Origin of the sequence: Malikia spinosa (assembly GCF_002980625.1) — a bacterium.
Classification (GTDB): Bacteria; Pseudomonadota; Gammaproteobacteria; order Burkholderiales; family Burkholderiaceae_C; genus Malikia; species Malikia spinosa.
Window position 1 is genome coordinate 1 of the sequence record NZ_PVLR01000044.1, and the last position, 20,046, is coordinate 20,046.

At 66.2% G+C, this 20,046-nt stretch carries 19 protein-coding genes and 1 tRNA gene; 2 read left to right on the plus strand and 18 right to left on the minus strand.

The window, feature by feature from the left end; translation table 11 throughout:
• Positions 1 to 119 precede the first annotated feature (119 nt).
• Both C6P61_RS14095 and pgi read left to right on the plus strand, forming a co-directional pair.
• On the plus strand, positions 120 to 1,508 hold the full coding sequence (locus C6P61_RS14095) for a phosphomannomutase/phosphoglucomutase (protein WP_105730570.1): 1,389 nt from the start codon (positions 120 to 122) through the stop codon (positions 1,506 to 1,508).
• Positions 1,509 to 1,519: 11 nt separating this feature from the next.
• Complete coding sequence (gene pgi, locus C6P61_RS14100) at positions 1,520 to 3,070, plus strand: glucose-6-phosphate isomerase (protein WP_105730571.1); 1,551 nt, start codon at positions 1,520 to 1,522, stop codon at positions 3,068 to 3,070.
• A gap of 13 nt (positions 3,071 to 3,083) precedes the next feature.
• On the opposite strand, the gene C6P61_RS14105 is transcribed toward pgi, so the two are convergent.
• From C6P61_RS14105 to clpS, 18 genes are all read right to left on the minus strand, one after another.
• Entirely contained in the window at positions 3,084 to 4,073 is a 990-nt protein-coding gene (locus C6P61_RS14105; RefSeq protein ID WP_105730572.1) for an adenosine kinase, read from the minus strand.
• A gap of 48 nt (positions 4,074 to 4,121) precedes the next feature.
• Positions 4,122 to 4,703, minus strand: coding sequence for a lipocalin family protein (locus C6P61_RS14110; protein WP_161125719.1), 582 nt, complete (start codon positions 4,701 to 4,703; stop codon positions 4,122 to 4,124).
• Positions 4,704 to 4,774: 71 nt separating this feature from the next.
• Positions 4,775 to 4,850 (minus strand) — tRNA-Lys (locus C6P61_RS14115).
• A 24-nt stretch (positions 4,851 to 4,874) separates the two neighbouring features.
• The gene (locus C6P61_RS14120) at positions 4,875 to 5,771 is read right to left on the minus strand and encodes a tRNA threonylcarbamoyladenosine dehydratase (RefSeq protein ID WP_105730574.1); all 897 of its coding nucleotides are present in this window, start codon (positions 5,769 to 5,771) and stop codon (positions 4,875 to 4,877) included.
• The gene (ybgF, locus tag C6P61_RS14125; RefSeq protein WP_105730575.1) at positions 5,768 to 6,598 is read right to left on the minus strand and encodes a tol-pal system protein YbgF; all 831 of its coding nucleotides are present in this window, start codon (positions 6,596 to 6,598) and stop codon (positions 5,768 to 5,770) included. The genes C6P61_RS14120 and ybgF overlap by 4 nt, the downstream gene beginning before the upstream one ends.
• A 4-nt stretch (positions 6,599 to 6,602) precedes the next feature.
• A complete protein-coding gene (gene pal / locus C6P61_RS14130; RefSeq protein WP_105730576.1) occupies positions 6,603 to 7,178 on the minus strand; it encodes a peptidoglycan-associated lipoprotein Pal in 576 nt (191 codons plus the stop codon).
• A gap of 50 nt (positions 7,179 to 7,228) precedes the next feature.
• Positions 7,229 to 8,548, minus strand: coding sequence for a Tol-Pal system beta propeller repeat protein TolB (tolB, locus tag C6P61_RS14135; protein WP_244908942.1), 1,320 nt, complete (start codon positions 8,546 to 8,548; stop codon positions 7,229 to 7,231).
• Positions 8,549 to 8,594: 46 nt separating this feature from the next.
• Positions 8,595 to 10,112 carry a ribonuclease G gene (gene rng, locus C6P61_RS14140; protein WP_105730578.1) on the minus strand — a complete coding sequence of 506 codons (1,518 nt, stop codon included), beginning with the start codon at positions 10,110 to 10,112 and terminating at the stop codon, positions 8,595 to 8,597.
• A gap of 14 nt (positions 10,113 to 10,126) precedes the next feature.
• Entirely contained in the window at positions 10,127 to 10,741 is a 615-nt protein-coding gene (locus C6P61_RS14145; RefSeq protein ID WP_105730579.1) for a Maf family protein, read from the minus strand.
• Positions 10,738 to 11,205, minus strand: coding sequence for a 23S rRNA (pseudouridine(1915)-N(3))-methyltransferase RlmH (gene rlmH, locus C6P61_RS14150; protein WP_105730580.1), 468 nt, complete (start codon positions 11,203 to 11,205; stop codon positions 10,738 to 10,740). The genes C6P61_RS14145 and rlmH overlap by 4 nt, the downstream gene beginning before the upstream one ends.
• Entirely contained in the window at positions 11,202 to 11,951 is a 750-nt protein-coding gene (rsfS, locus tag C6P61_RS14155; protein WP_425319755.1) for a ribosome silencing factor, read from the minus strand. The genes rlmH and rsfS overlap by 4 nt, the downstream gene beginning before the upstream one ends.
• Positions 11,933 to 12,604, minus strand: coding sequence for a nicotinate (nicotinamide) nucleotide adenylyltransferase (gene nadD, locus C6P61_RS14160; RefSeq protein ID WP_244908944.1), 672 nt, complete (start codon positions 12,602 to 12,604; stop codon positions 11,933 to 11,935). The genes rsfS and nadD overlap by 19 nt, the downstream gene beginning before the upstream one ends.
• Positions 12,601 to 13,521 (minus strand): oxygen-dependent coproporphyrinogen oxidase, encoded by a 921-nt coding sequence (gene hemF / locus C6P61_RS14165; RefSeq protein WP_105730582.1) that lies wholly within the window; start codon positions 13,519 to 13,521, stop codon positions 12,601 to 12,603. The genes nadD and hemF overlap by 4 nt, the downstream gene beginning before the upstream one ends.
• The gene (gene purD / locus C6P61_RS14170) at positions 13,518 to 14,798 is read right to left on the minus strand and encodes a phosphoribosylamine--glycine ligase (RefSeq protein WP_105730637.1); all 1,281 of its coding nucleotides are present in this window, start codon (positions 14,796 to 14,798) and stop codon (positions 13,518 to 13,520) included. Before purD ends, hemF begins: the two co-directional genes overlap by 4 nt.
• A 14-nt stretch (positions 14,799 to 14,812) precedes the next feature.
• Complete coding sequence (locus C6P61_RS14175; RefSeq protein ID WP_105730583.1) at positions 14,813 to 15,541, minus strand: YebC/PmpR family DNA-binding transcriptional regulator; 729 nt, start codon at positions 15,539 to 15,541, stop codon at positions 14,813 to 14,815.
• Positions 15,542 to 15,635: 94 nt separating this feature from the next.
• Positions 15,636 to 17,093 carry an exodeoxyribonuclease I gene (gene sbcB, locus C6P61_RS14180; protein WP_105730584.1) on the minus strand — a complete coding sequence of 486 codons (1,458 nt, stop codon included), beginning with the start codon at positions 17,091 to 17,093 and terminating at the stop codon, positions 15,636 to 15,638.
• A gap of 149 nt (positions 17,094 to 17,242) precedes the next feature.
• Entirely contained in the window at positions 17,243 to 19,588 is a 2,346-nt protein-coding gene (gene clpA / locus C6P61_RS14185; protein ID WP_105730585.1) for an ATP-dependent Clp protease ATP-binding subunit ClpA, read from the minus strand.
• A gap of 79 nt (positions 19,589 to 19,667) precedes the next feature.
• Positions 19,668 to 20,015, minus strand: coding sequence for an ATP-dependent Clp protease adapter ClpS (gene clpS / locus C6P61_RS14190; RefSeq protein ID WP_105730586.1), 348 nt, complete (start codon positions 20,013 to 20,015; stop codon positions 19,668 to 19,670).
• Positions 20,016 to 20,046: the final 31 nt, after the last annotated feature.

Consider the following 20,046-nt stretch of genomic DNA (forward strand, 5'->3'; position numbering starts at 1 on the left):
GCAGAGCGGCAACCCGGACGGATACCGCTGAGCATCTACAGCGCGTCTTTCTTGATACACGCCGTGCCGGCCACCTCCGCGCACGGCTTTTTTTCGATCAATAAATTTTCTTTTAAAAAATGATAGTCAATCCATCCATCTTCAAGGCCTATGACATCCGTGGCATCGTGCCGTCCACACTGGACGAAGCTGTTGCCGAAGGCCTGGGTCGCGCTTTTGGGACGCTTGCGCGTGCCGAGGGCGAGACTGTCGTGGCAGTGGGCCGGGATGGCCGCTTGAGCGGTCCGGCCCTGTCGGCGGCGCTGATCCGCGGCCTGATGACGGCTGGAGTCGAGGTGATTGACGTGGGTCGGGTGACCACTCCGATGCTGTACTTTGCGGCCAACACTCTGTGCCGCAGCGGCATCCAGGTCACGGGCAGCCACAACCCGAAAGACTACAACGGCTTCAAGATGGTGCTGGCAGGACGCGCTATCTACGGCGACGAGATCCAGGCCCTGCGCCGCGTGATGGAAGGCGAGTCCTGGGACTTGCGCTCTGGCGGCTCAGTGCGTGAAGTCGACGTACTCGACGCTTACCGTGAGCGCATCATCGGCGACATCCGGCTGGCACGACCGATGAAGATCGTGGTCGACTCGGGCAACGGCATTGCGGGTGCCTCGGCTCCGGAAATCCTGCGCGCGATTGGCTGCGAGGTGATCGAGTTATTCAGCGAGGTGGATGGCGAATTTCCCAACCACCATCCGGACCCGTCCAAACCCGAAAACCTGCGTGACGTCATCCATGCGTTGCAGACCAGCGACGCTGAACTGGGCTTGGCTTTTGATGGCGATGGCGACCGCCTGGGCATCGTAACCAAGGACGGGCAGAACATCTACCCCGACCGCCAGATGATGTTGTTCGCGCAGGATGTGCTGAGCCGCGTGCCGGGCGGCACTGTTCTGTTCGACGTCAAGTGCAGCCAGCGTCTAGCACCCGCGATCGAAGCCGCCGGTGGTGTGCCACTGATGTACAAGACCGGTCATTCCCTGGTCAAGGCCAGGATGAAGGAGGTCGACTCCCCGCTGGGCGGCGAGATGAGTGGTCATATCTTCTTCAAGGAGCGTTGGTATGGCTTTGACGACGGCACCTACGCGGGCTGCCGTCTGCTGGAGATCGTGAGCCGTGACGCTGACGCTAGCGCGGTACTCAACGCGTTGCCGACCAGTTTTTCCACGCCCGAGCTCAACGTGGCCTGTGCCGAAGGCGAACCGCACCGCCTCACGGCCGAGCTGCAAGCCTTGGCAGCCAGCCAGTTCGCCGCACCGGCACAGATCAACACCATCGACGGCTTGCGCGTGGATTGGCCGGACGGTTTTGGCCTGATCCGCGCGTCCAACACCACACCAGTGCTGGTGCTGCGCTTCGAGGGTCAGACACCAGAAGCGCTACACCGCATCGAAGCCGAGATGCTGACCTTGCTAAGGCGCGTCAAACCCGATGCACAGTTAGGCGCAGCGGCACACTGAAAGCAGAGCTGATGCAACATCCGAACACCCAACGCTGGCAAGCGTTGAGCCGCAAGGCGACGGAATACGCCAACGCTTTCGACCTCAGACAGGCTTTTTCGAATCAGCCTGGACGCTTTGCCGCATTGAGTCTGAAAGCGCCATACCTGTGTGCTGATTTGTCAAAGAACCTGTGGGATACCCCCATCCTGTCGGAATTGTGCTCACTGGCAGAGTCCAAAAACCTGAACTCACAACGTGAGGCCTTGCTGGCAGGTGAAGTGGTCAACTCGACGGAAAGCCGCCCCGCCCTGCACGCGTGGCTTCGGATGAACCACTACCAGACCGCCAAACCAGAGTGGAGCCGAGGTCTGCATGACATGCTGACAGTAGCGGAGCGCCTGCGCTCCGACACCGAGTTGGATGACGTGGTGCATATCGGCATTGGCGGATCAGGCCTGGGTCCAGAAATGGCCTTGCAGGCTCTCGAGCCCTTCAAAACCTGCCGTCAACGCATCCATGTAGTGAGCAATCTGGACGGACATGACTTGCACCAGACCTTGCAAGGGCTTGAACCGGCTCGCACACGCTTTGTGGTGGCATCCAAGTCCTGGTCCACCACCGAGACCCTGCGCAACGCACGCTCAGCTTGGAACTGGTGTCTGGCGGGCGGCTTGCAAGACCCTGGAAATCACTTCATCGCTGTGACTTCCAGACCGGAACGTGCTGCAGCCATGGGCATGATGCAAACGCTGCACATGCCTGAGGGCGTGGGTGGGCGGTTCTCGCTCTGGTCTGCGGTGGGCCTGCCGTTGGCTGTAGCCATAGGAGCTGAAGGTTTCAGGCAATTGCTGCAAGGTGCCGCAGAAATGGACGAACATTTCGCCCAGGCCCCTTTGCAATCCAACTTGCCGGTCTGGCTTGGCTTGCTCGACGTCTGGAACAGCAGTTTCCTACGCTTGACCAGCCGATGTGTGGTGCCCTACCACCACGGCTTGCGTCGCCTGCCAGCCTACCTGCAACAACTGGAGATGGAAAGTAACGGCAAACGCGTTGACACCCAGGGTCAATCCCTGTCCTACCCGACCACTGCTGCACTCTGGGGCGAGGTGGGCAGCAACAGTCAGCACGCCTTCTTCCAGTGGCTGCACCAGGGCAGCCAGCGCGTACCGACCGAACTGCTGCTGGTACGTCACCCAGCTCACGACCTGGATGGTCACCACGATGCACTACTCGCCAACGGTCTGGGACAAGCCCAGGCATTGATGCTGGGCGCACAAGCCAGCGCTGACCAACTGGCAGGGCATCAGGACTTTCCAGGCAACCGTCCCAGTACCGTCCTGTTGCTGGAAGAGCTTAGCCCCGCCAGCCTGGGAGCTCTGCTAGCCCTGTATGAGCACAGAGTCTTCGTCGCCGGCTTGGTCTGGGGCATCAACAGCTTCGACCAATGGGGCGTGGAGCTGGGAAAAACGCTGGCTCGCGATCTGGAAACGAGACTGAGCACCGGCGACACTGTTGGACTGGATGCCTCTACGGCGGGTTTGATCGCATGGGTGAGAGGTGACCAAAGGGTCTACATCTAACTGAGCCAGGCTCTTATGCCAGCAACGCCCGCATCTGCTCCGGCTTGAGCCGATTGCCATGCTGGGCCACCACGGCGGCGGCGCAGCGGTTGCCCAGTAGCGCGGCCTGTGCATGCGAGTGGCCGTGGGTGGCGGCGTACAGGAAGGCGCCGGCAAACATGTCACCAGCGCCGTTGCTGTCGACCGGGTCGATGGTCGGTGCTGCCACTTCAATGCTGGTGCCGTTTTCCAGCACCAGACAGCCTTGGGCGCCGCGCGTGATGCAGACGGTCTTGGCCATTGCGGCCATGCCGGTGGCGACTTCGCCGATGTCTTGCAGGCCGGTCCAGGCGCGGGCTTCCTGTTCGTTGCAGAACAGGTAGTCCAGGCCGCCGTTGGCCATGGCTTCGAGGCCGGCGCGGCAGAACTGGATCATGCTGACGTCGCTGAGGGTGAGCGCGAGCGCCTTGCCGGCCTCGGCGGCGAGGCGGCGGCCTTCGAGCGCGGCCTGCAGCCCGCTGGGTGAGGCGGCCAGATAGCCTTCCATGTAGTAGACCTGCGCGCGGGCGATGTCTTTGGGGTGCAGCGCGCTGGCTTCGAGTTCGGCCGTGGCGCCCAGGAAGGTGCACAGGCTGCGCTCGGCGTCGGGCGTGACCAGCACCAGGCAGCTGCCGGTCTGGCCGTGCGGCGCGCGGGTGTGGCTGAGATTGGTGGCGACGCCGTTGTGCGCCAGGTCCTGCGCATAGAAGGCGCCGAGTTCGTCGTCGGCGACGCGGCAGGAGTAGAAGGCGTGCCCCCCGAGCTGGGCCAGCGCGACCACGGTGTTGCCGGCCGAGCCGCCGCCGGTACGGCGTGCCTGCTGGCCGTGGACCTGGGCCAGCAGTTCGGTGCGCTGGGCGGCGTCGATCAGGGTCATCTGGCCCTTGCCCACGCCCATGGCTTGCAGCTGGGCGTCGGAGACTTCGTATTCGGTATCGACCAGGGCGTTGCCGATCGCGTAGAGGTGGTAGTGATGCGTTGACATGCCCAGGAGTCTATGCGAAAGGGCCGGGCCTGCCGGCTGGCTGGTCTATCAGCGCGCGAGCTGAGACGGCTGCACCGACTGCATTGACTGTGGCGAGCGTTCGAGCTTGCTGAGGTCGAAGCCCTGCTGCTTGAGCCTGACCAGCAGTGCGTTGTAGGCCTGCGGATCGACCTGAGGCTGGCGTGCCAGCACCCAGAGGTATTCGCGCTGGGGTTCGCTGACCGCGACCAGTTGGTATTCGGGGTCGATGTCGACCACCCAGTAGTCGCCCCAGACGAACGGCAGCCAGGACAGCCAGGCCGGCGCGAAGCGCACTTCGAGCCGGGCCGAGTCGGGGCCGCCGACGCGGCGCGCTTCGCCGATGGCTTCGGTCAGCGTACCGTCGGCGCTGCGGCAGCGGTTGATGACCTGCACCGTGCTGCCGGACTGGGGCCGGTATTCGGCCCGGGTGTCGGACGCGCATTTCTGCTGGAACCAGTTGGGCGTGCGCGCGATCTCGTGCCAGGTGCCGAGGTAGCGCACCAGATCCAGCCGCTCGATGGTCTTGAGCGGCGCGGGCTCGGGGGCTGCGGCGTGAGCGGAGCCGGCCACCAGCATAGCCAGCACAGCGCTTGCGAGGAGTCGTTTCATAACCGCCATACTAGCGCGAGTAGCGGTCAAAAAGCAAAAGCCCCGGGCAATGCACGGGGCTTTTGAGAGGGTGGTGGGTCGTGCGGGACTCGAACCTGCGACCAATTGATTAAAAGTCAACTGCTCTACCAACTGAGCTAACGACCCCACCTGAAACTGTTGACAAGCGGGCTAGCCGTTTGCCGAAGCCAATATTCTATCGAGGTTTTCAGCGTTTTCTGGCTCGGGCGGGAATTTTTTGCAGATGCCCTGCCCGCGCGCCCAGGCGTCCATGACCCAGCCGGCCGCGCACAGGCCAAAGCTGGCCGTGACGCTGACCATCGAGCCGTAGCCGTGGCAGTTGAGCGTGCCGTCGCTGCTGCCCGGCAGCACGCAGGCCGCGTCGGGCGGCGCCACCGCTTCGCGGCTGAAGACGCAGGAGACTTGCATCTTGCCCTGGCGTGCGCCGCCATGCGCCTTGCGCAGCCGGTAGCGCAGTTGCGCCAGCAGCGGGTCATGCGTGGTTTCGGCCAGATCGGCGATTTCGACCGCATGCGCCAGTCGCTTGCCGCCGGCGGCGCCGACGCTGATGAACAGCGCGCGCGCGCACAGGGCCCAGGCCGCCATCGCGGTCTTGGCCTTGACCTGGTCGCAGGCATCGACCACGGCCAGCCGTTCGCCGGGCTTGACACCCGCCAGGCGCAGGCAGTCGGCCCAGTTGTCGGGCGTGACGAAGTCGTCGATCAGCTGGACCTGGGCCTGCGGGTTGATCTGGGCGATGCGATCGCGCATGGCTTCGATCTTGGCCTGGCCCTGGGTCGAGCTGAGTGCCTGCAGCTGGCGGTTGATGTTGGATTCGCTGACATGGTCGAGGTCGATCAGCGTGATGCGCCCGACCCCGCTGCGCGCGAAGGCTTCAGCGACCCAGCTGCCGACGCCGCCGATGCCGACCACGATCGCATGAGCGTCGAAGATGCGCTGCGCGCCTTCGCTGCCGTAGAGGCGGCGCAGGCCACCGAAACGACGCTCGAAGACAGCGCCGTCGCCCTCACTGTCACTATCACTGGCAAGACTGTCGAAATCGGTCACTGCATGCGGGCCAGTCGGTCGCGGGCAGCGATGCCGGCTTCGGACTTGGGGTAGCTCTTGAACAGTTCTTCCAGCGTGCGCTTGGCGGCCTTGGCGTCTTTCAGCTCCTGCTGGCAGTTGGCGATCGCCAGCATGGCTTCGGGCACGCGCGCGTGGTTCGGCACCTTGGCGATCAGTGCGCGGTAGCTGTCGATCGCGGGCTTGTAGTCGCGCGAAGCGTAGCGGGCATTGCCCTGCCAGTAGAGCGCGGCGGGCGAGTAGCCACTGTCGGGGTAGCGGCGCATGAACTGGCCGTAGAGGTCGGCGGCCTTGTCGAAGTCTGCCGCGCGCAAGGCGGACATGGCGGCTTCGAATTCGGCTTTCTCGCGCGGCAGGACCGTAAAGTCGACTCCGTCCTGGCTCACGCGCACCGGCTCGAGGCTGCGCAGGCGGTCGTCGACCAGGTTCAGCGTGCTTTTTTGCTGGCGCTGCAGTTCGGTCACGTCGCGCGCGAGCTGCTCGTTCTGGCCGCGCAGCTGGGACAGTTCGGTGCGCAGCGCCTCGAGCTGGTTCGCCAGTTCGAGCACGACACGGCCACTGTTGGCGCTCTGTTCGGCTTGCTGGCGGCGCAGTTCGGCCAGCGCGCTGTCGCCGGACTGGCGATTCGCGTCGACCTTGGCGCGCAGTTCGAGGATGGCCTTGCGCGCCTCGTCATCGCCGAACAGCGCGGCCTGGGCCGGCAGGCAGGCCGCCAGACCCAGCAGCCCGGCACAGGCCAGTTGCACCAGGCTGGAGCCAGCGGTGGGCAGTCGCAGGAAGCGTCGGGGGTGATGAATCGGGCGGCGCATCGGATCAGCGGTAGGTCAGTTCGACGCGGCGGTTCTGGGCCCAGGCTTCCTCGCCGCTGCCTTGGGCGGCGGGCTTTTCCTTGCCGAAGCTGACCGCTTCCAGTTGGCTGTCGGACACGCCCGAGACGGCGAGCGCACGGCGCACGGCTTCGGCGCGCTTCTGGCCCAGCGCCAGGTTGTATTCGCGGCCGCCGCGCTCGTCGGTGTGACCTTCGAGGTTGACGCGGCGCTGGCTGTTGCCGTTGAGGAACTTGGCGTGGCCGTCGATCAGGCCGTTGAACTCGGGACGCACGGCGTAGCTGTCGAAGTCGAAGTAGACCACGCGCTCGACATTGGCCGGGGCCTGGCCGGCCTTGAAGGCGTCAGCCTGCACGCCGGAGATGCCGCGCTGGCCGACGCCGTTGGCGCCTGCGCTGCCGTTGCTGCCAGCCAGGCCGTTGCTGCTGCGGTCGGCGACCGGAGCCGCGTCTTCGAGCTTGACGCTGGAGCCGCAGGCGGCGAGCACGGCGCTCAGGGTGGCGACTGCAGCCAGACGGGTCAGGCGGCGGGCTTGGGATTCAAAGGCGTTGGAGACTTGCATCGACTTGTGGTGATTGGTTATGTTGTGAAGGAAAGATCGGCACTCGACGATCAGCGCGGGAACGGGCCCCAGTTCGGCTCACGGATGTCGCCGGGAACGCTGGCCAGCCGGGTCTTGATCTGGCCGTCCAGCGTGGTAGTCAGCAGGGCCTCGCGGCCGCCGATTTTGCTGGCGTACATGATCAGGCGGCTGTTGGGCGCAAACGTGGGTCGCTCATCATCGCTGGTATCTGTGACAGATGCGATATTACCGCTACTGAGTTCCATCACTTGCAGCTTGAAAGCGCCGCCCAGGCGCGCAATATAGGCCAGCCAGCGGCCGTCGGGGCTGATGGCGGGCGAGATGTTGTAGTTGCCGTTGAAGGTGACGCGCTCGGCGCTGCCGCCACGCGCGGGCATGCGGTAGATCTGCGGCGAGCCGCCACGGTCGCTGACGAAGTAGATGCTGGCGCCGTCGGGGGTGAACACTGCTTCGGTGTCGATGCCGCCGGTCTGCGTCAGGCGGCGCGGGTTGCCGCCGCCGTTGGGGCTGATTTCGTAGACCTGGGAGTTGCCCGACAGCGTCAGCGTGGCGAGCATGCGGCTGGCGTCGGGGGCCCAGGCCGGCGCCGAGTTGGAGCCGCGCCAGGTCGCGACCGGGCGGCGATGCCCGTTGGCGATGTCGTGCACGTAGATCACGGGCTTGCGCGCCTCGAACGAGACATAGGCCAGCTGGGCGCCGCTGGGCGACCAGGCCGGCGAGATGATCGGTTCGTTGCTGGTCAGTGCGGCCTGCGCGCCTTCGCCGTCGGCGTCCGCCACCCAGAGGCTGTAGCGCGCACCGTTCTTCGAGACATAGGCGATGCGGGTCGAGAACACGCCCTTGGCGCCGGTGAGCTTCTCAAAGACATAGTCGGCGACCTTGTGCGCGGCCAGGCGCAGGTCTGCAGCAGCGACGGGGAAGCTCAGGCCACCAAGGTCCTGGGCTTTCAGCGTGTCCCAGAGCCGGAAGCGCACGTCGAACTGGCCGTTGGCGAGCCGGATCACGCTGCCGGTCAGCAGCGCGTCGGCGCGTTCGCGCCAGGGGCCGAGGTCGGGGCGCGAGTTCTCGTCGAGCGCGCCGCCCTGGGCCGCGATCAGGCGGAACACGCCGCTGCGCTCGAGGTCGGCACGGATGATGGCCGGCACGTCGGCGTTGGCAGGACTCGAGCCCTGGAACGGCGCGATCGCGACCGGGATCTGCTTGGCGCCGACGCCGCTGACTTCGACCCGGAACTGGGCCCAGACGGGGGCGAGCGGAGCGCCGAGCAGGCCGGCACCGGCCAGGGTCAGCAGGCTGCGGCGTCGGCCTGAGGCCGGAGAATGGTCGTCAGGGCCCGAAATCTTCATCATGCTGCGGCTTTTGGGAGGGTGACTGCGTGGTGGAGGGGGAATGGTATCAAAGCAGCACGATGTCGTACTGTTCCTGCGTCATCGAGCCTTCGGCCTGCAGCGAGATCGGCTTGCCGATGAAGTCGGACAGGCCGGCGAGGTGGGCGCTTTCCTCGTCGAGGAACAGTTCGACCACCTGGGACGAGGCGACGATGCGGAATTCACGCGGGTTGAAGGCGCGCGCCTCGCGCAGGATCTCGCGCAGGATGTCGTAGCAGACGCTGCGTGGGGTCTTGACCCGGCCCTTGCCTTCGCAGGCCGGGCAGGTTTCGGTCAGCATCTGGGCCAGCGATTCGCGCGTGCGCTTGCGCGTCATCTCGACCAGGCCCAGTTGCGAGAAGCCGCCGACCATGGTCTTGACCCGGTCGCGCCCGATCTGCTTGCGGAATTCGCTCAGCACGGCTTCGCGGTGGTCATCGCGCACCATGTCGATGAAGTCGACGATGATGATGCCGCCCAGGTTGCGCAGCCGCAGCTGGCGCGCGATCGCCTGCGCCGCTTCGAGGTTGGTACGGAACACGGTGTCGTCGAAGTTTCGTGCCCCGACATAGCCGCCGGTGTTGACGTCGACCGTGGTCAGCGCCTCGGTCTGGTCGATCACGAGGTAGCCGCCCGACTTGAGTTCGACGCGGCGGCTCAGCGCGCGCGCGATGTCCTCGTCGACGTTATGCAGGTCGAAGATCGGGCGCTCGCCGGTGTAGAGCTGCAGCCGGTCCTGGGTGCTGGGCATGTATTCGCGCGCAAAGGATTCGAGCTGGGCGAACTGCTCGCGCGAGTCGACCCGGATAGCCTGGGTCTGGGCACCGGCCAGGTCGCGCAGCACGCGCTGCAGCAGGGTCAGGTCCTGGTACAGCAGCGAGGCCGGCGGCAGTCGGGTAGCGCCGTTCCTGATATGGGCCCAGGTCTTGCGCAGGTAGGCGATGTCCTCGGCCAGTTCCTCGTCCGAGGTGTCCTCGGCATTGGTGCGCAGGATGAAGCCGCCACCGCCCTCCTCGGTCAGCGCGACCAGGCGCTGGCGCAACGACTCGCGCTGGGCAAACGGGATCTTCTGCGACACGCCGATATGCTTATCCTGCGGCAGGAACACCAGCAGCCGGCCGGCGATGCTGATCTGTGCCGTCAGGCGCGCGCCCTTGGTCCCGATCGGGTCTTTCAGCACCTGCACCATCAGCGACTGGCCTTCGAAGATCTGGCGCTCGATCGGCAGCGCGGCATCGGCCCCCGGCAAGGCGGCGCCCGCGCTGGCCGAGGCGTTGGCAGCCGGCTTGTCCTTGCCGGCGGCGTGGCGCGCGTTGATGTTGGGCATCAGGTCGGCCACATGCAGGAAGGCGGCGCGATCCAGGCCGATGTCGATGAAGGCCGACTGCATGCCGGGCAGCACGCGCGAGACCTTGCCGAGGTAGACATTGCCGACCAGGCCGCGCTCGAGCGTGCGCTCGACCAGCACGTCCTGCACCGCGCCCTGCTCGACCACGGCAACGCGGGTCTCCTGCGGCGACCAGTTGATGAGTATGTCCTGTGCCATCGGGGATGCGCCTCTTAGATGATTGCCAGGCCGGCGGCAGCCAGCAGCTGGGCCGACTCGAATGCCGGCAATCCCATGATGCCGGTATAGCTGCCGCTGATGCGGGCAATCAGCAGGCCGGCCAGGCCCTGGATGCCGTAGGCACCGGCCTTGCCCATCGGTTCGCCGCTGGCGACATAGTGCGCGATCTGCGCTTCGGTCAGCGACGAGAACTGCACCGTGGAACGACTCAGGGCCTGGTGGACCTGGCCCTGGTGCGCCAGCGCGACCGCGGTCAGCACCTGATGGCGCTGGCCCGAGAGCAGGCGCAGGATCTGCGCGGCATGTTCAGGCGAGTCGGGCTTGCCCAGGATCTGGCGACCCAGCGCGACCGTGGTGTCGGCGCACAAGACCGGGCCGTCGGGCAGGCCGCGCCGCTGCAACCGCGCAACGGCATGCTCGAGCTTGAGCCGGGTCACGCGCTTGACGTAGGTGGCAGGGGCTTCGTTCGGGCGCACGACTTCGAGGCCTTCGGCGTCCTCGTGCGGGTCGGGCAGCAGCAGTTCGCAGCGCAGGCCCCACTGCTCGAGCAGCTGGCGCCGGCGCGGGCTCTGGGAGGCGAGATAGAGCCAGGGCGCTTCGGTGCTCATTCGCGGTGATACGGGTGGTTGGCGTTGATCGACCAGGCGCGGTAGAGCTGCTCGATCAGCAGCACGCGCGCGAAGGCATGCGGCAAGGTCATGTCGGACAGGCGGATGCGCATCTGGGCCTTGGCCTTGAATTCGGGTTCGAGCCCGTCGGGCCCGCCGATCACGAGTGCGACATCGTCGCCCTCGAGCTGCCAGCTTTTGAGCTGGCGCGCCAGTGCGACCGTGGTCAGCTGGCTGCCGCGCTCGTCGAGCACGACGATGCGCGCGCCCTTCGGGATCGCGGCCTCGATGCGCGCGCGCTCGGCCGCGTAGAGGGTCTCGAGCGTCTTGGAGCCGCGCGGCTCGGTCTTGACGGTCTTGATCTCGACCCGGCAGTCGGGCGGAAAGCGCTTGGCGAAATCGTCGTAGGCGGTTTGCGCCCAGTCGGGCATGCGCTGCCCGACCGCGACGATCACGACCTTCATGCCTTCTTGGGAGCGGCCGCGCGCTTAGGCACAGGCTTCTTGACCGGCGCGCCGATCTTGACGACCTGGACCTTCTTGGCAGCGGCCTTGCGGGCCGGTGCCTTCTTGGCGGACGGCACGGCCGAACCGCCACCGGTCTTGACCGTCTTGGCGGCCTTGCGCACCGGAGCCTTCTTGGGCTCCTCGGCGGCCGTGGTGGCGACGCTGTCGGCGGACTTGCGTGCGGCGCGGGTCGCCTTCTTGGCGGCAGCAGCCGGCGAGACGGCTTCGGCCTCGACGGCAGCAGCACCCGGCTTGATGCCGGCCTTGCGTGCCGAGGCGGCGTTGGACTTCTCGGCAGCGGCGCGCGCGGCCTTACCGCGGGCTTCGTTGCTCTTCAGGCGCACCGGCACATCGCCCCACAGGTCTTCGAGGCGGTAGTACTGGCGGATGGTCGGCTGCATCACGTGGACCACGGCCTGGCCGCAGTCGACGATGATCCATTCGCCGTTTTCTTCGCCTTCGGTGCGCGGCTTCTCGAAGCCGGCTTCACGCACGGCGTCGCGTACGCTGGCGGCGAGCGCGCGGGTCTGGCGGTTGGTGCTGCCGCTGGCCACGATCACGCGCTCGAACAGCGGCGACAGGCCCTCGGTGTTGAAGACCTGGATGTCCAGTGCCTTGACGTCCTCGAGGCCGTCGACGATGGCGCGCTGGAGTTTCTGGATCTTTTTCTTGTCGGCGGTTTCGCTCATGTAGCGTGTCGGTATAAGTGATGTTCGGAAATATAGCGCGCGACGCCCTCGGGCACCAGCACGTCCAGGTCGGGATAGCGGCGGCTCTTGCCTTGCACCTGCGCGCGCACTGCGGTGGCGCTCAGATTGTGCAACGGCATGTCGAGCCGGGTAAAGGGAATATCCACCCCGCTCAAATCCTGCTCGACCTGGCTGTCGGAGACGGCCTCGGCGCCGATATTGACGCCCCGGTTGGCCACCGCCAGGGTCGCGCACTGTAACACTTCCTGCCAGCGAACCCAAGTCTTGAATGCAAGTAGCTGGTCGGCACCGAGCACCAGGAAGATCTGCGCCCCCGGATATTCGGCTGCCAGTTCGCGCAAGGTGTCGGCGGTATAGGAGGGTCCGTCGCGCCGGATTTCGCGCTGATCGACCAAGACACGAGGCAGTCCGGCGAAGGCGCGTTCGCACATGGCGACGCGGTGTTCGGCCGGGATCAGGACCCGGGTCTTGTGCCAGGCCTGGCCGGTCGGCAGGATATGCAACTGGTCGAGCCCGAGCTGCTTCAAGGCGGTTTCGGCCAGGTTGCGATGCGCCCAGTGCGGCGGGTCGAAGGCGCCACCGAACATGCCGATGCGCAGGCCGGCGCCCTGGGGCCGCTGCGGGCTGGGTGCGGTCAAGTCGCTCACACCCAGTCCCGGCGCGGCAGGAAGTCGCGGTACAGGCGCGCTTCGGGGCTGCCGGCGGCGGGTTGTTCCTGGTAGGACCAGCGCACCAGCGGCGGCATCGACAGCAGGATCGATTCGGTGCGACCGCCCGACTGCAGGCCGAAATGGGTGCCCCGGTCCCAGACCAGGTTGAATTCGACATAGCGCCCGCGCCGGTAGAGCTGGAACTGGCGTTCGCGCTCGCCGTATTCGAGTCCCTTGCGCCGCTCGACGATCGGCAGGTAGGCGTGCAGGAAGGCGTCGCCGACCGCGCGCGTCATGGCCGCGCCGCCCTCGAAGCCGAGCTCGGAGAAGTCGTCGAAGAACACGCCGCCAATGCCACGCTGCTCGTTGCGGTGCTTGAGGAAGAAATAGTCATCGCACCAGGCCTTGAAGCGCGGGTACTTGTCGTCGCCATAGGGCGATAGCGCCTGCTTGCAGGTGCGGTGGAAATGGACCGCGTCTTCCTCGAAGCCGTAGCAGGGTGTGAGGTCCATGCCGCCGCCGAACCAGGCAACCGGCTCGCCGCCACCCGCCGGGGTGGCGCTGATCATGCGCACGTTCATGTGCACGATCGGCACATAGGGGTTGCGCGGGTGGAACACCAGCGACACGCCCATGGCCTCGAACGGCGCGCCGGCCAGCTCGGGCCGGTGCTGGGTCGCCGAAGGCGGCAGGCTGGCGCCCGACACATGGGAAAAGCCGCAGCCGGCGCGCTCGAAGACGTTGCCGCCTTCGAGGATCTGCGTCACGCCATTGCCCTGCAGCGGCTCGCCCGGGGCTTTTTCCCAGCCGTCGGACTGGAAGGCCTTGCCGTCGATCTCGGCAATCGCCCAGGTGATGCGCTGCTGCAAGCCGAGCAGGTAGTCACGCATGATCTGCGCCTGCGACTGGCTCATTTTTCGATGGCCCGGTAGCCGATGTCGCGGCGGAACTGCATGCCGTCGAAGGCCACGCCCGCGACCAGCTCGTAGGCGCGGCGCTGCGCATCGGCCACGCCCTGCCCGAGCGCGGTCGCGCACAGCACGCGCCCGCCCGAGGTCACGACCTGGCCGTCCTGCATGGTGGTGCCGGCGTGGAAGACCACGGCGTCGTCGCGGTCTACGGGAAGCGCGCTGATGACGTCGCCCTTGCGCGGGCTCATCGGGTAGCCGGCAGCCGCCAGCACCACGCCGAGCGCACAGCGTTCGTCCCATTCCAGGCTGATCTGGTCCAGGCGCTGTTCGGTACCGGCCAGCAGCACTTCGGCCAGGTCGGACTGCAGGCGCATCATGATCGGCTGGGTCTCGGGGTCGCCCATGCGGCAGTTGAACTCGAGCGTCTTGACCGAGCCGTCGGGCGCGATCATGAGGCCGGCGTAGAGGAAGCCGGTGAACGGGATGCCGTCGGCTTCCATGCCGCGGATGGTCGGCAGGATGATCTGGTCCATCGCGCGCTGGTGCACTTCGGGCGTCACGACCGGAGCCGGCGAATAGGCGCCCATGCCACCGGTGTTGGGGCCTTGGTCGGCGTCGAGCAGGCGCTTGTGGTCCTGGCTGGTGGCCAGCGCGGTCACATTCTTGCCATCGCACAGCACGATGAAGCTGGCTTCCTCGCCCTGCAGGAAGGATTCGATCACAACCCGGGCGCCGCCCTGGTTGTGCGTCACGCCCAGGGTGTTGTCGACCAGCATGAAGTCGATCGCCTCGTGCGCCTCGGCCAGGCTCATGGCCACGACCACGCCTTTGCCAGCGGCCAGGCCGTCGGCCTTGACCACGATCGGCGCGCCGACCTGATCGACATAAGCATGGGCCTGGACCGGGTCGCTGAAGGTTTCGTAGGCGGCGGTCGGGATACCGTGGCGCTGCATGAAGGCCTTGGAGAAGGCCTTGGAGCTCTCCAACTGCGCGGCGGCCTGGGTCGGGCCGAAGATGCGCAGGCCATGGGCGCGGAATTCGTCGACCACGCCAGCGGCCAGCGGAGCCTCGGGGCCGACCACGGTCAGCGCGATGCCGTTGGCCTGCGCCCATTCGCGCAGCGCGACGACGTCAGTCACGGCCAGGTTGGTCAGGCCGGCATCGAGCGCGGTGCCGCCGTTGCCGGGCGCGACAAAGACCTGCTCGACGCGTGCGGATTGTTTGAGCTTCCAAGCCAGCGCGTGCTCGCGCCCACCGCCACCGATGACCAATACCTTCATCTTGTTGTTCGCGCTCATTCTTCGTTGATTTCTGCGTTATGGAACACGTTCTGCACGTCGTCGAGATCTTCGATCGCGTCGAGCAGCTTTTGCATGCGGGCGGCGTCATCGCCAGCGAGCGCGATCTGGTTGTCGGCGCGCATGGTGACTTCGGCCAGTTCGGGCGTCAGGCCGGCGGCTTCGAGCGCGTTCTTGACCGCTTCGAATTCGGTCGGCGCGGTCAGCACCTCGACCGCGCCTTCATCGTCGGTGATCACGTCATCGGCGCCGGCTTCGAGCGCGATTTCCATGATCTGGTCCTCGGAGCTGCCGGGCGCGAAGATCAGCTGGCCGCAATGCCGGAACTGGAACGCCACCGAGCCTTCGGTGCCGAGGTTGCCGCCATGCTTGGAGAAGGCGTGGCGCACTTCGGCCACGGTGCGCACGCGGTTGTCGGTCATGGTGTCGACGATGATGGCCGCGCCGCCGATGCCGTAGCCTTCGTAGCGGATTTCCTCGTACTGGATGCCTTCGAGTGCGCCCGAGGCCTTGTCGATGTTGTACTTGACACGGTCGGCGGGCATGTTGGCGGCCTTGGCCTTGTCGACCGCCAGGCGCAGGCGCGGGTTGGCGCTCAGATCGGAGCCACCGGCGCGCGCGGCGACCGTGATTTCGCGAATGATGCGCGTCCAGATCTTGCCGCGTTTTTCATCCTGCCGCCCCTTGCGGTGCTGGATGTTGGCCCACTTGGAATGCCCTGCCATGAAAACCTCGTGTAATGGAAATGCTGTACGTAACCGCGCATTGTACTTTTGGCGCCGGGCCAATGACTAGCCTGGGCGGCGGGGAATCTGTGCTTCAGGCCTCGGGCGTGATGGCGTCGGCGTAGTCGTAGAGCTCGGACAGGATGGCTTCGGCGCGCTCGTCCTCGCGCTCGGCGGCTTGCTCCTGCAGCTGGTCCAGCCGCGCGAGCAGCGCCTCGGTGCTGAGCGCCCCACCCTCGCCGTGCAGCAGCCGGGCCTGGCAATGGACCTGCCAGCGCTGGACTTCCTCGGGCGTGAGCGTGGCGGGGAAGTTGCGCGCCCGGTAGCGGAACACGAGTTCGGGCAGGCGCGGGTCGTCGAAGCCGGCCTCGCGCCAGGCCGGGTCGGCCGGGTCGCAGCCGCGCAAACGGGTCAGCCGGCTGCGGTCGGCGTCGCTCAGAAAACTACCGTAGAGGTCCTGGTCGACATCAACCGGACTGGTCGATTCGGGCCGGGCAAACACCTCGCTCCAGCGCCCGCTGAGGTCGGGCATGGCGCGCGCGAGCTCGGCATGCTGCAGCGAGCGCTCGAGGTCGATGCCCCACTTGGCGGCCAGCTCAGGCTTGAGGGTGCGCAGATTGGCCACCACCATCGGCGACTGGTTCAGATGCACGCTCTTGAGCGGCAGCCGGCGCACGCCTTCAGGCAGCTGGTCCTGGGGCGTGAACAGGCGCTCCCGGAGCTGCGCCGCGCTGAGCTCGAGCAGGACGCGCGGGTCCTGCGCCAGGTCCCAGGCCAGCAGTTCGTTGCGGTTGTTCGGGTGCATCGCGAGCGGCCACATCAGCGCCAGGCAGCCGCGCTCGGGCGAGAACATGCCCGAGACATGCAGGAAGGGCTTGGCCTCGGCCGGCAGCGCCGGCAGGCCGAGTTCGTCGAGCACGCGCTTCTTGTTGCGCAAGCCCAGCGCGAACTCGAACAGACGCGGCTGCCGGTCGCGCAGCAGACGCGCCAGCGCCAGGGTGGCACGCACATCGGACAGTGCGTCGTGCGCGGCCTCGTGCGCGATGCCGTTGGCGCGCGTCAGGTCCTCGAGCTTGAAGCTGGGCCGGCCGTCGGGCTTCTTCGGCCAGGCGATGCCTTCGGGGCGCAAGGCATGACACAGGCGCAGCACGTCCATCAGGTCCCAGCGGCCGCACTGGTTTTGCCACTCGCGCGCGTAGGGGTCGATCAGGTTGCGCCAGAACAGGAAGCGGGTGAATTCGTCGTCGAAGCGGATCGAGTTGTAGCCGACGCCGACAGTGCCGGGCCGGGCCAGCTCGGCCTCGAGCCGGGCGGCGAATTCATGCTCGGGCAGGCCTTTTTCCAGGCAAACCTGGGGCGTGATGCCGGTGATCAGGCAGCTCTCGGGCGACGGCAGGTAGTCGGGCGCCGGGCGGCAGTAGAGCATCAGCGGCTCGCCGATCTCGTTGAGTGCGGCGTCGGTGCGGATGGCCGCGAACTGGGCCGGCCGGTCGCGCCGCGGGCTGATGCCGAAGGTCTCGTAGTCGAGCCAGAGGAAGGTAGTTGCGCTCATCGTGAACGTATTAGAACCGATGTGAAAGCCGGATCATGGCCAGGACAGGATGGCGGGTGGGGTTCAGTCACATGACGTGACCAGCCCAAGAAAAAACCTGCCAACTGGCAGGTTTTTTCTGTAAAGCCCGCAAGGGGCGCACCACCGGATCAGTCGGCGGCTGCGGCTTCCTCGGGCTCGGCCTTGACGTGCTTTTCCTTCTTGGGCAGCGGCTGGATGTCGAGCTTGACCTCGGAGCGATCGGTCACTGCGGCATCGATGTCCACCGTCAGGCGGCCGCCGTCGGCCAGGCGACCGAACAGCAGTTCGTCGGCCAGCGCGCGGCGGATCAGGTCCTGGATCAGGCGCTGCATCGGGCGTGCGCCCATCAGCGGATCGAAGCCCTTCTTGGCCAGGTGCTGGCGCAGCGCGTCGGTGAAGGCGACCTCGACCTTCTTCTCGGCCAATTGGTGCTCGAGCTGGAGCAGGAACTTGTCGACCACGCGCAGGATAATCTGCTCGTCAAGCGGCTTGAAGCTGACGATGGCGTCGAGGCGGTTGCGGAACTCGGGCGTGAACAGGCGCTTGATGTCGGCCATCTCGTCGCCGGCCTGGCGCGGATTGGTGAAGCCGATCGCGGCCTTGTTCATGGTCTCGGCGCCCGCGTTGGTCGTCATGACGATGATGACGTTGCGGAAGTCGGCCTTGCGTCCGTTGTTGTCGGTCAGCGTGCCGTGGTCCATCACCTGCAGCAGCACGTTGAAGATCGCCGGGTGCGCCTTCTCGATCTCGTCGAGCAGCAGCACGCAATGCGGCTTCTTGGTGATGGCCTCGGTCAGCAGGCCGCCCTGGTCGAAGCCGACATAGCCCGGCGGCGCGCCGATCAGGCGGCTGACTGCATGCTGCTCCATGTACTCGGACATGTCAAAGCGGATCAGCTCGATGCCCAGGATATAGGCCAGCTGCTTGGCGGCCTCGGTCTTGCCGACGCCGGTCGGGCCCGAGAACAGGAAGCTGCCGATCGGCTTGTCGACCTTGCCCAGGCCGGCGCGCGACATCTTGACGGCAGACGACAGCGCTTCGAGCGCCTTGTCCTGGCCGAACACGACCGACTTGAGGTCGCGCTCGAGCGTGGCGAGCTTGCTGCGGTCGTCGCTCGAGACGTTGGCGGGCGGGATGCGGGCGATCTTGGCCACGATGTCCTCGATCTCGCCCTTGCCGATGATCTTCTTGCGCTTGGACGGCACCATGATGCGCTGGGCAGCGCCAGCCTCGTCGATCACGTCGATCGCCTTGTCGGGCAGATGGCGGTCGCTGATGTACTTGGCGCTGAGTTCGGCCGCGGCCTGCAGCGCGGCGGCGGCGTACTTGACGTTGTGGTGCTCCTCGAAGCGGCTCTTGAGGCCCTTCAGGATGTCGATCGTCTGCGCCACGGTCGGCTCGACCACGTCGACCTTCTGGAAGCGGCGGCTCAGCGCGGCGTCCTTCTCGAAGATGCCGCGGTACTCGGTGAAGGTGGTCGCACCGATGCACTTGAGCGCCCCGCTCGAAAGCGCGGGTTTGAGCAGGTTGGACGCATCGAGCGTGCCGCCCGAGGCAGCGCCAGCGCCGATCAGGGTGTGGATCTCGTCGATGAACAGCACCGCGTTGGGCTTGTCCTTGAGCGTCTTGAGCACGCCCTTCAAGCGCTGCTCGAAGTCGCCGCGGTACTTGGTGCCGGCCAGCAGCGCGCCCATGTCGAGCGAGTAGACGGTGGCCTCGGCCAGCACCTCGGGCACGTCCTTCTGGACGATGCGCCAGGCCAGGCCCTCGGCGATCGCGGTCTTGCCGACGCCGGCCTCGCCGACCAGCAGCGGGTTGTTCTTGCGCCGGCGGCACAGGATCTGGATCACGCGCTCGACCTCTTGCTCGCGCCCGATCAGCGGATCGATCTTGCCGTCCTTGGCCGCCTGGTTCAGGTTGAGCGTGAACTGCTCAAGCGGGCTGGCTTTCTCGTTGCTCTTGGCTTCGCCAGCCTGCTCCTCGTTGTCAGCGGCAGCGCCGCCCTCGGCCGGCTTGCTGCCCTGGTCGGGGGTTTCGCTTTTCTTGATGCCGTGCGCGATGAAGTTGACGACATCCAGGCGCGTGACGCCCTGCTGGTGCAGGTAGTAGACCGCGTGCGAGTCCTTCTCGCCGAAGATCGCGACCAGCACGTTGGCGCCGGTGACTTCCTTCTTGCCGTTGCCGGTCGACTGGACATGCATGATGGCGCGCTGGATCACGCGCTGGAAGCCCAGCGTGGGCTGGGTATCGACTTCATCGGTGCCGGCAACCTGGGGCGTGTTGTCCTTGATGAAGGTGGTCAGGGCCTGGCGCAGGTCGTCGATCTGGGCCGAGCAGGCGCGCAACACTTCGGCGGCGCTGGGGTTGTCGAGCAGGGCCAGCAGCAGGTGCTCGACCGTGATGAATTCGTGCCTTTGCTGCCTCGCCTCGACGAAGGCCATGTGCAAACTGACTTCAAGTTCCTGGGCAATCATGTGGCACTTCCTTTAAACGTGTCTCTAATTTATCGCGTTTTGCAAGCGGATGTTGCGACACTTGGGGGCTTGACCCGCCTTATTCAACGGGTTCTGCCAGACATTGCAGGGGATGGCCGTTGTGACGGGCGGCCTGCAGCACCTGTTCAACCTTGGTCGTGGCCAGATCGTGGGTGAAGACGCCGCAGACGCCGCGCCCTTCGAGGTGGATGCGCAGCATGATCTGGGTCGCGGTTTCGCGGTCCTTGTTGAAGTACTCCTGCAGCACCAGCACGACGAATTCCATCGGCGTGAAGTCGTCGTTGAGCAGCACGACCTGGTACATCTTGGGCGGCTCGACGCGCTGGGTCTGGCGTTCGAGCACCACCGCGGCCCCATCGGAGGGCACGGGGGGCTTGTGGTCAGGATTCTTGGGTGTGGAGGGCATGAAAATGATTCTAGCGGCAGCGTTGCACCTG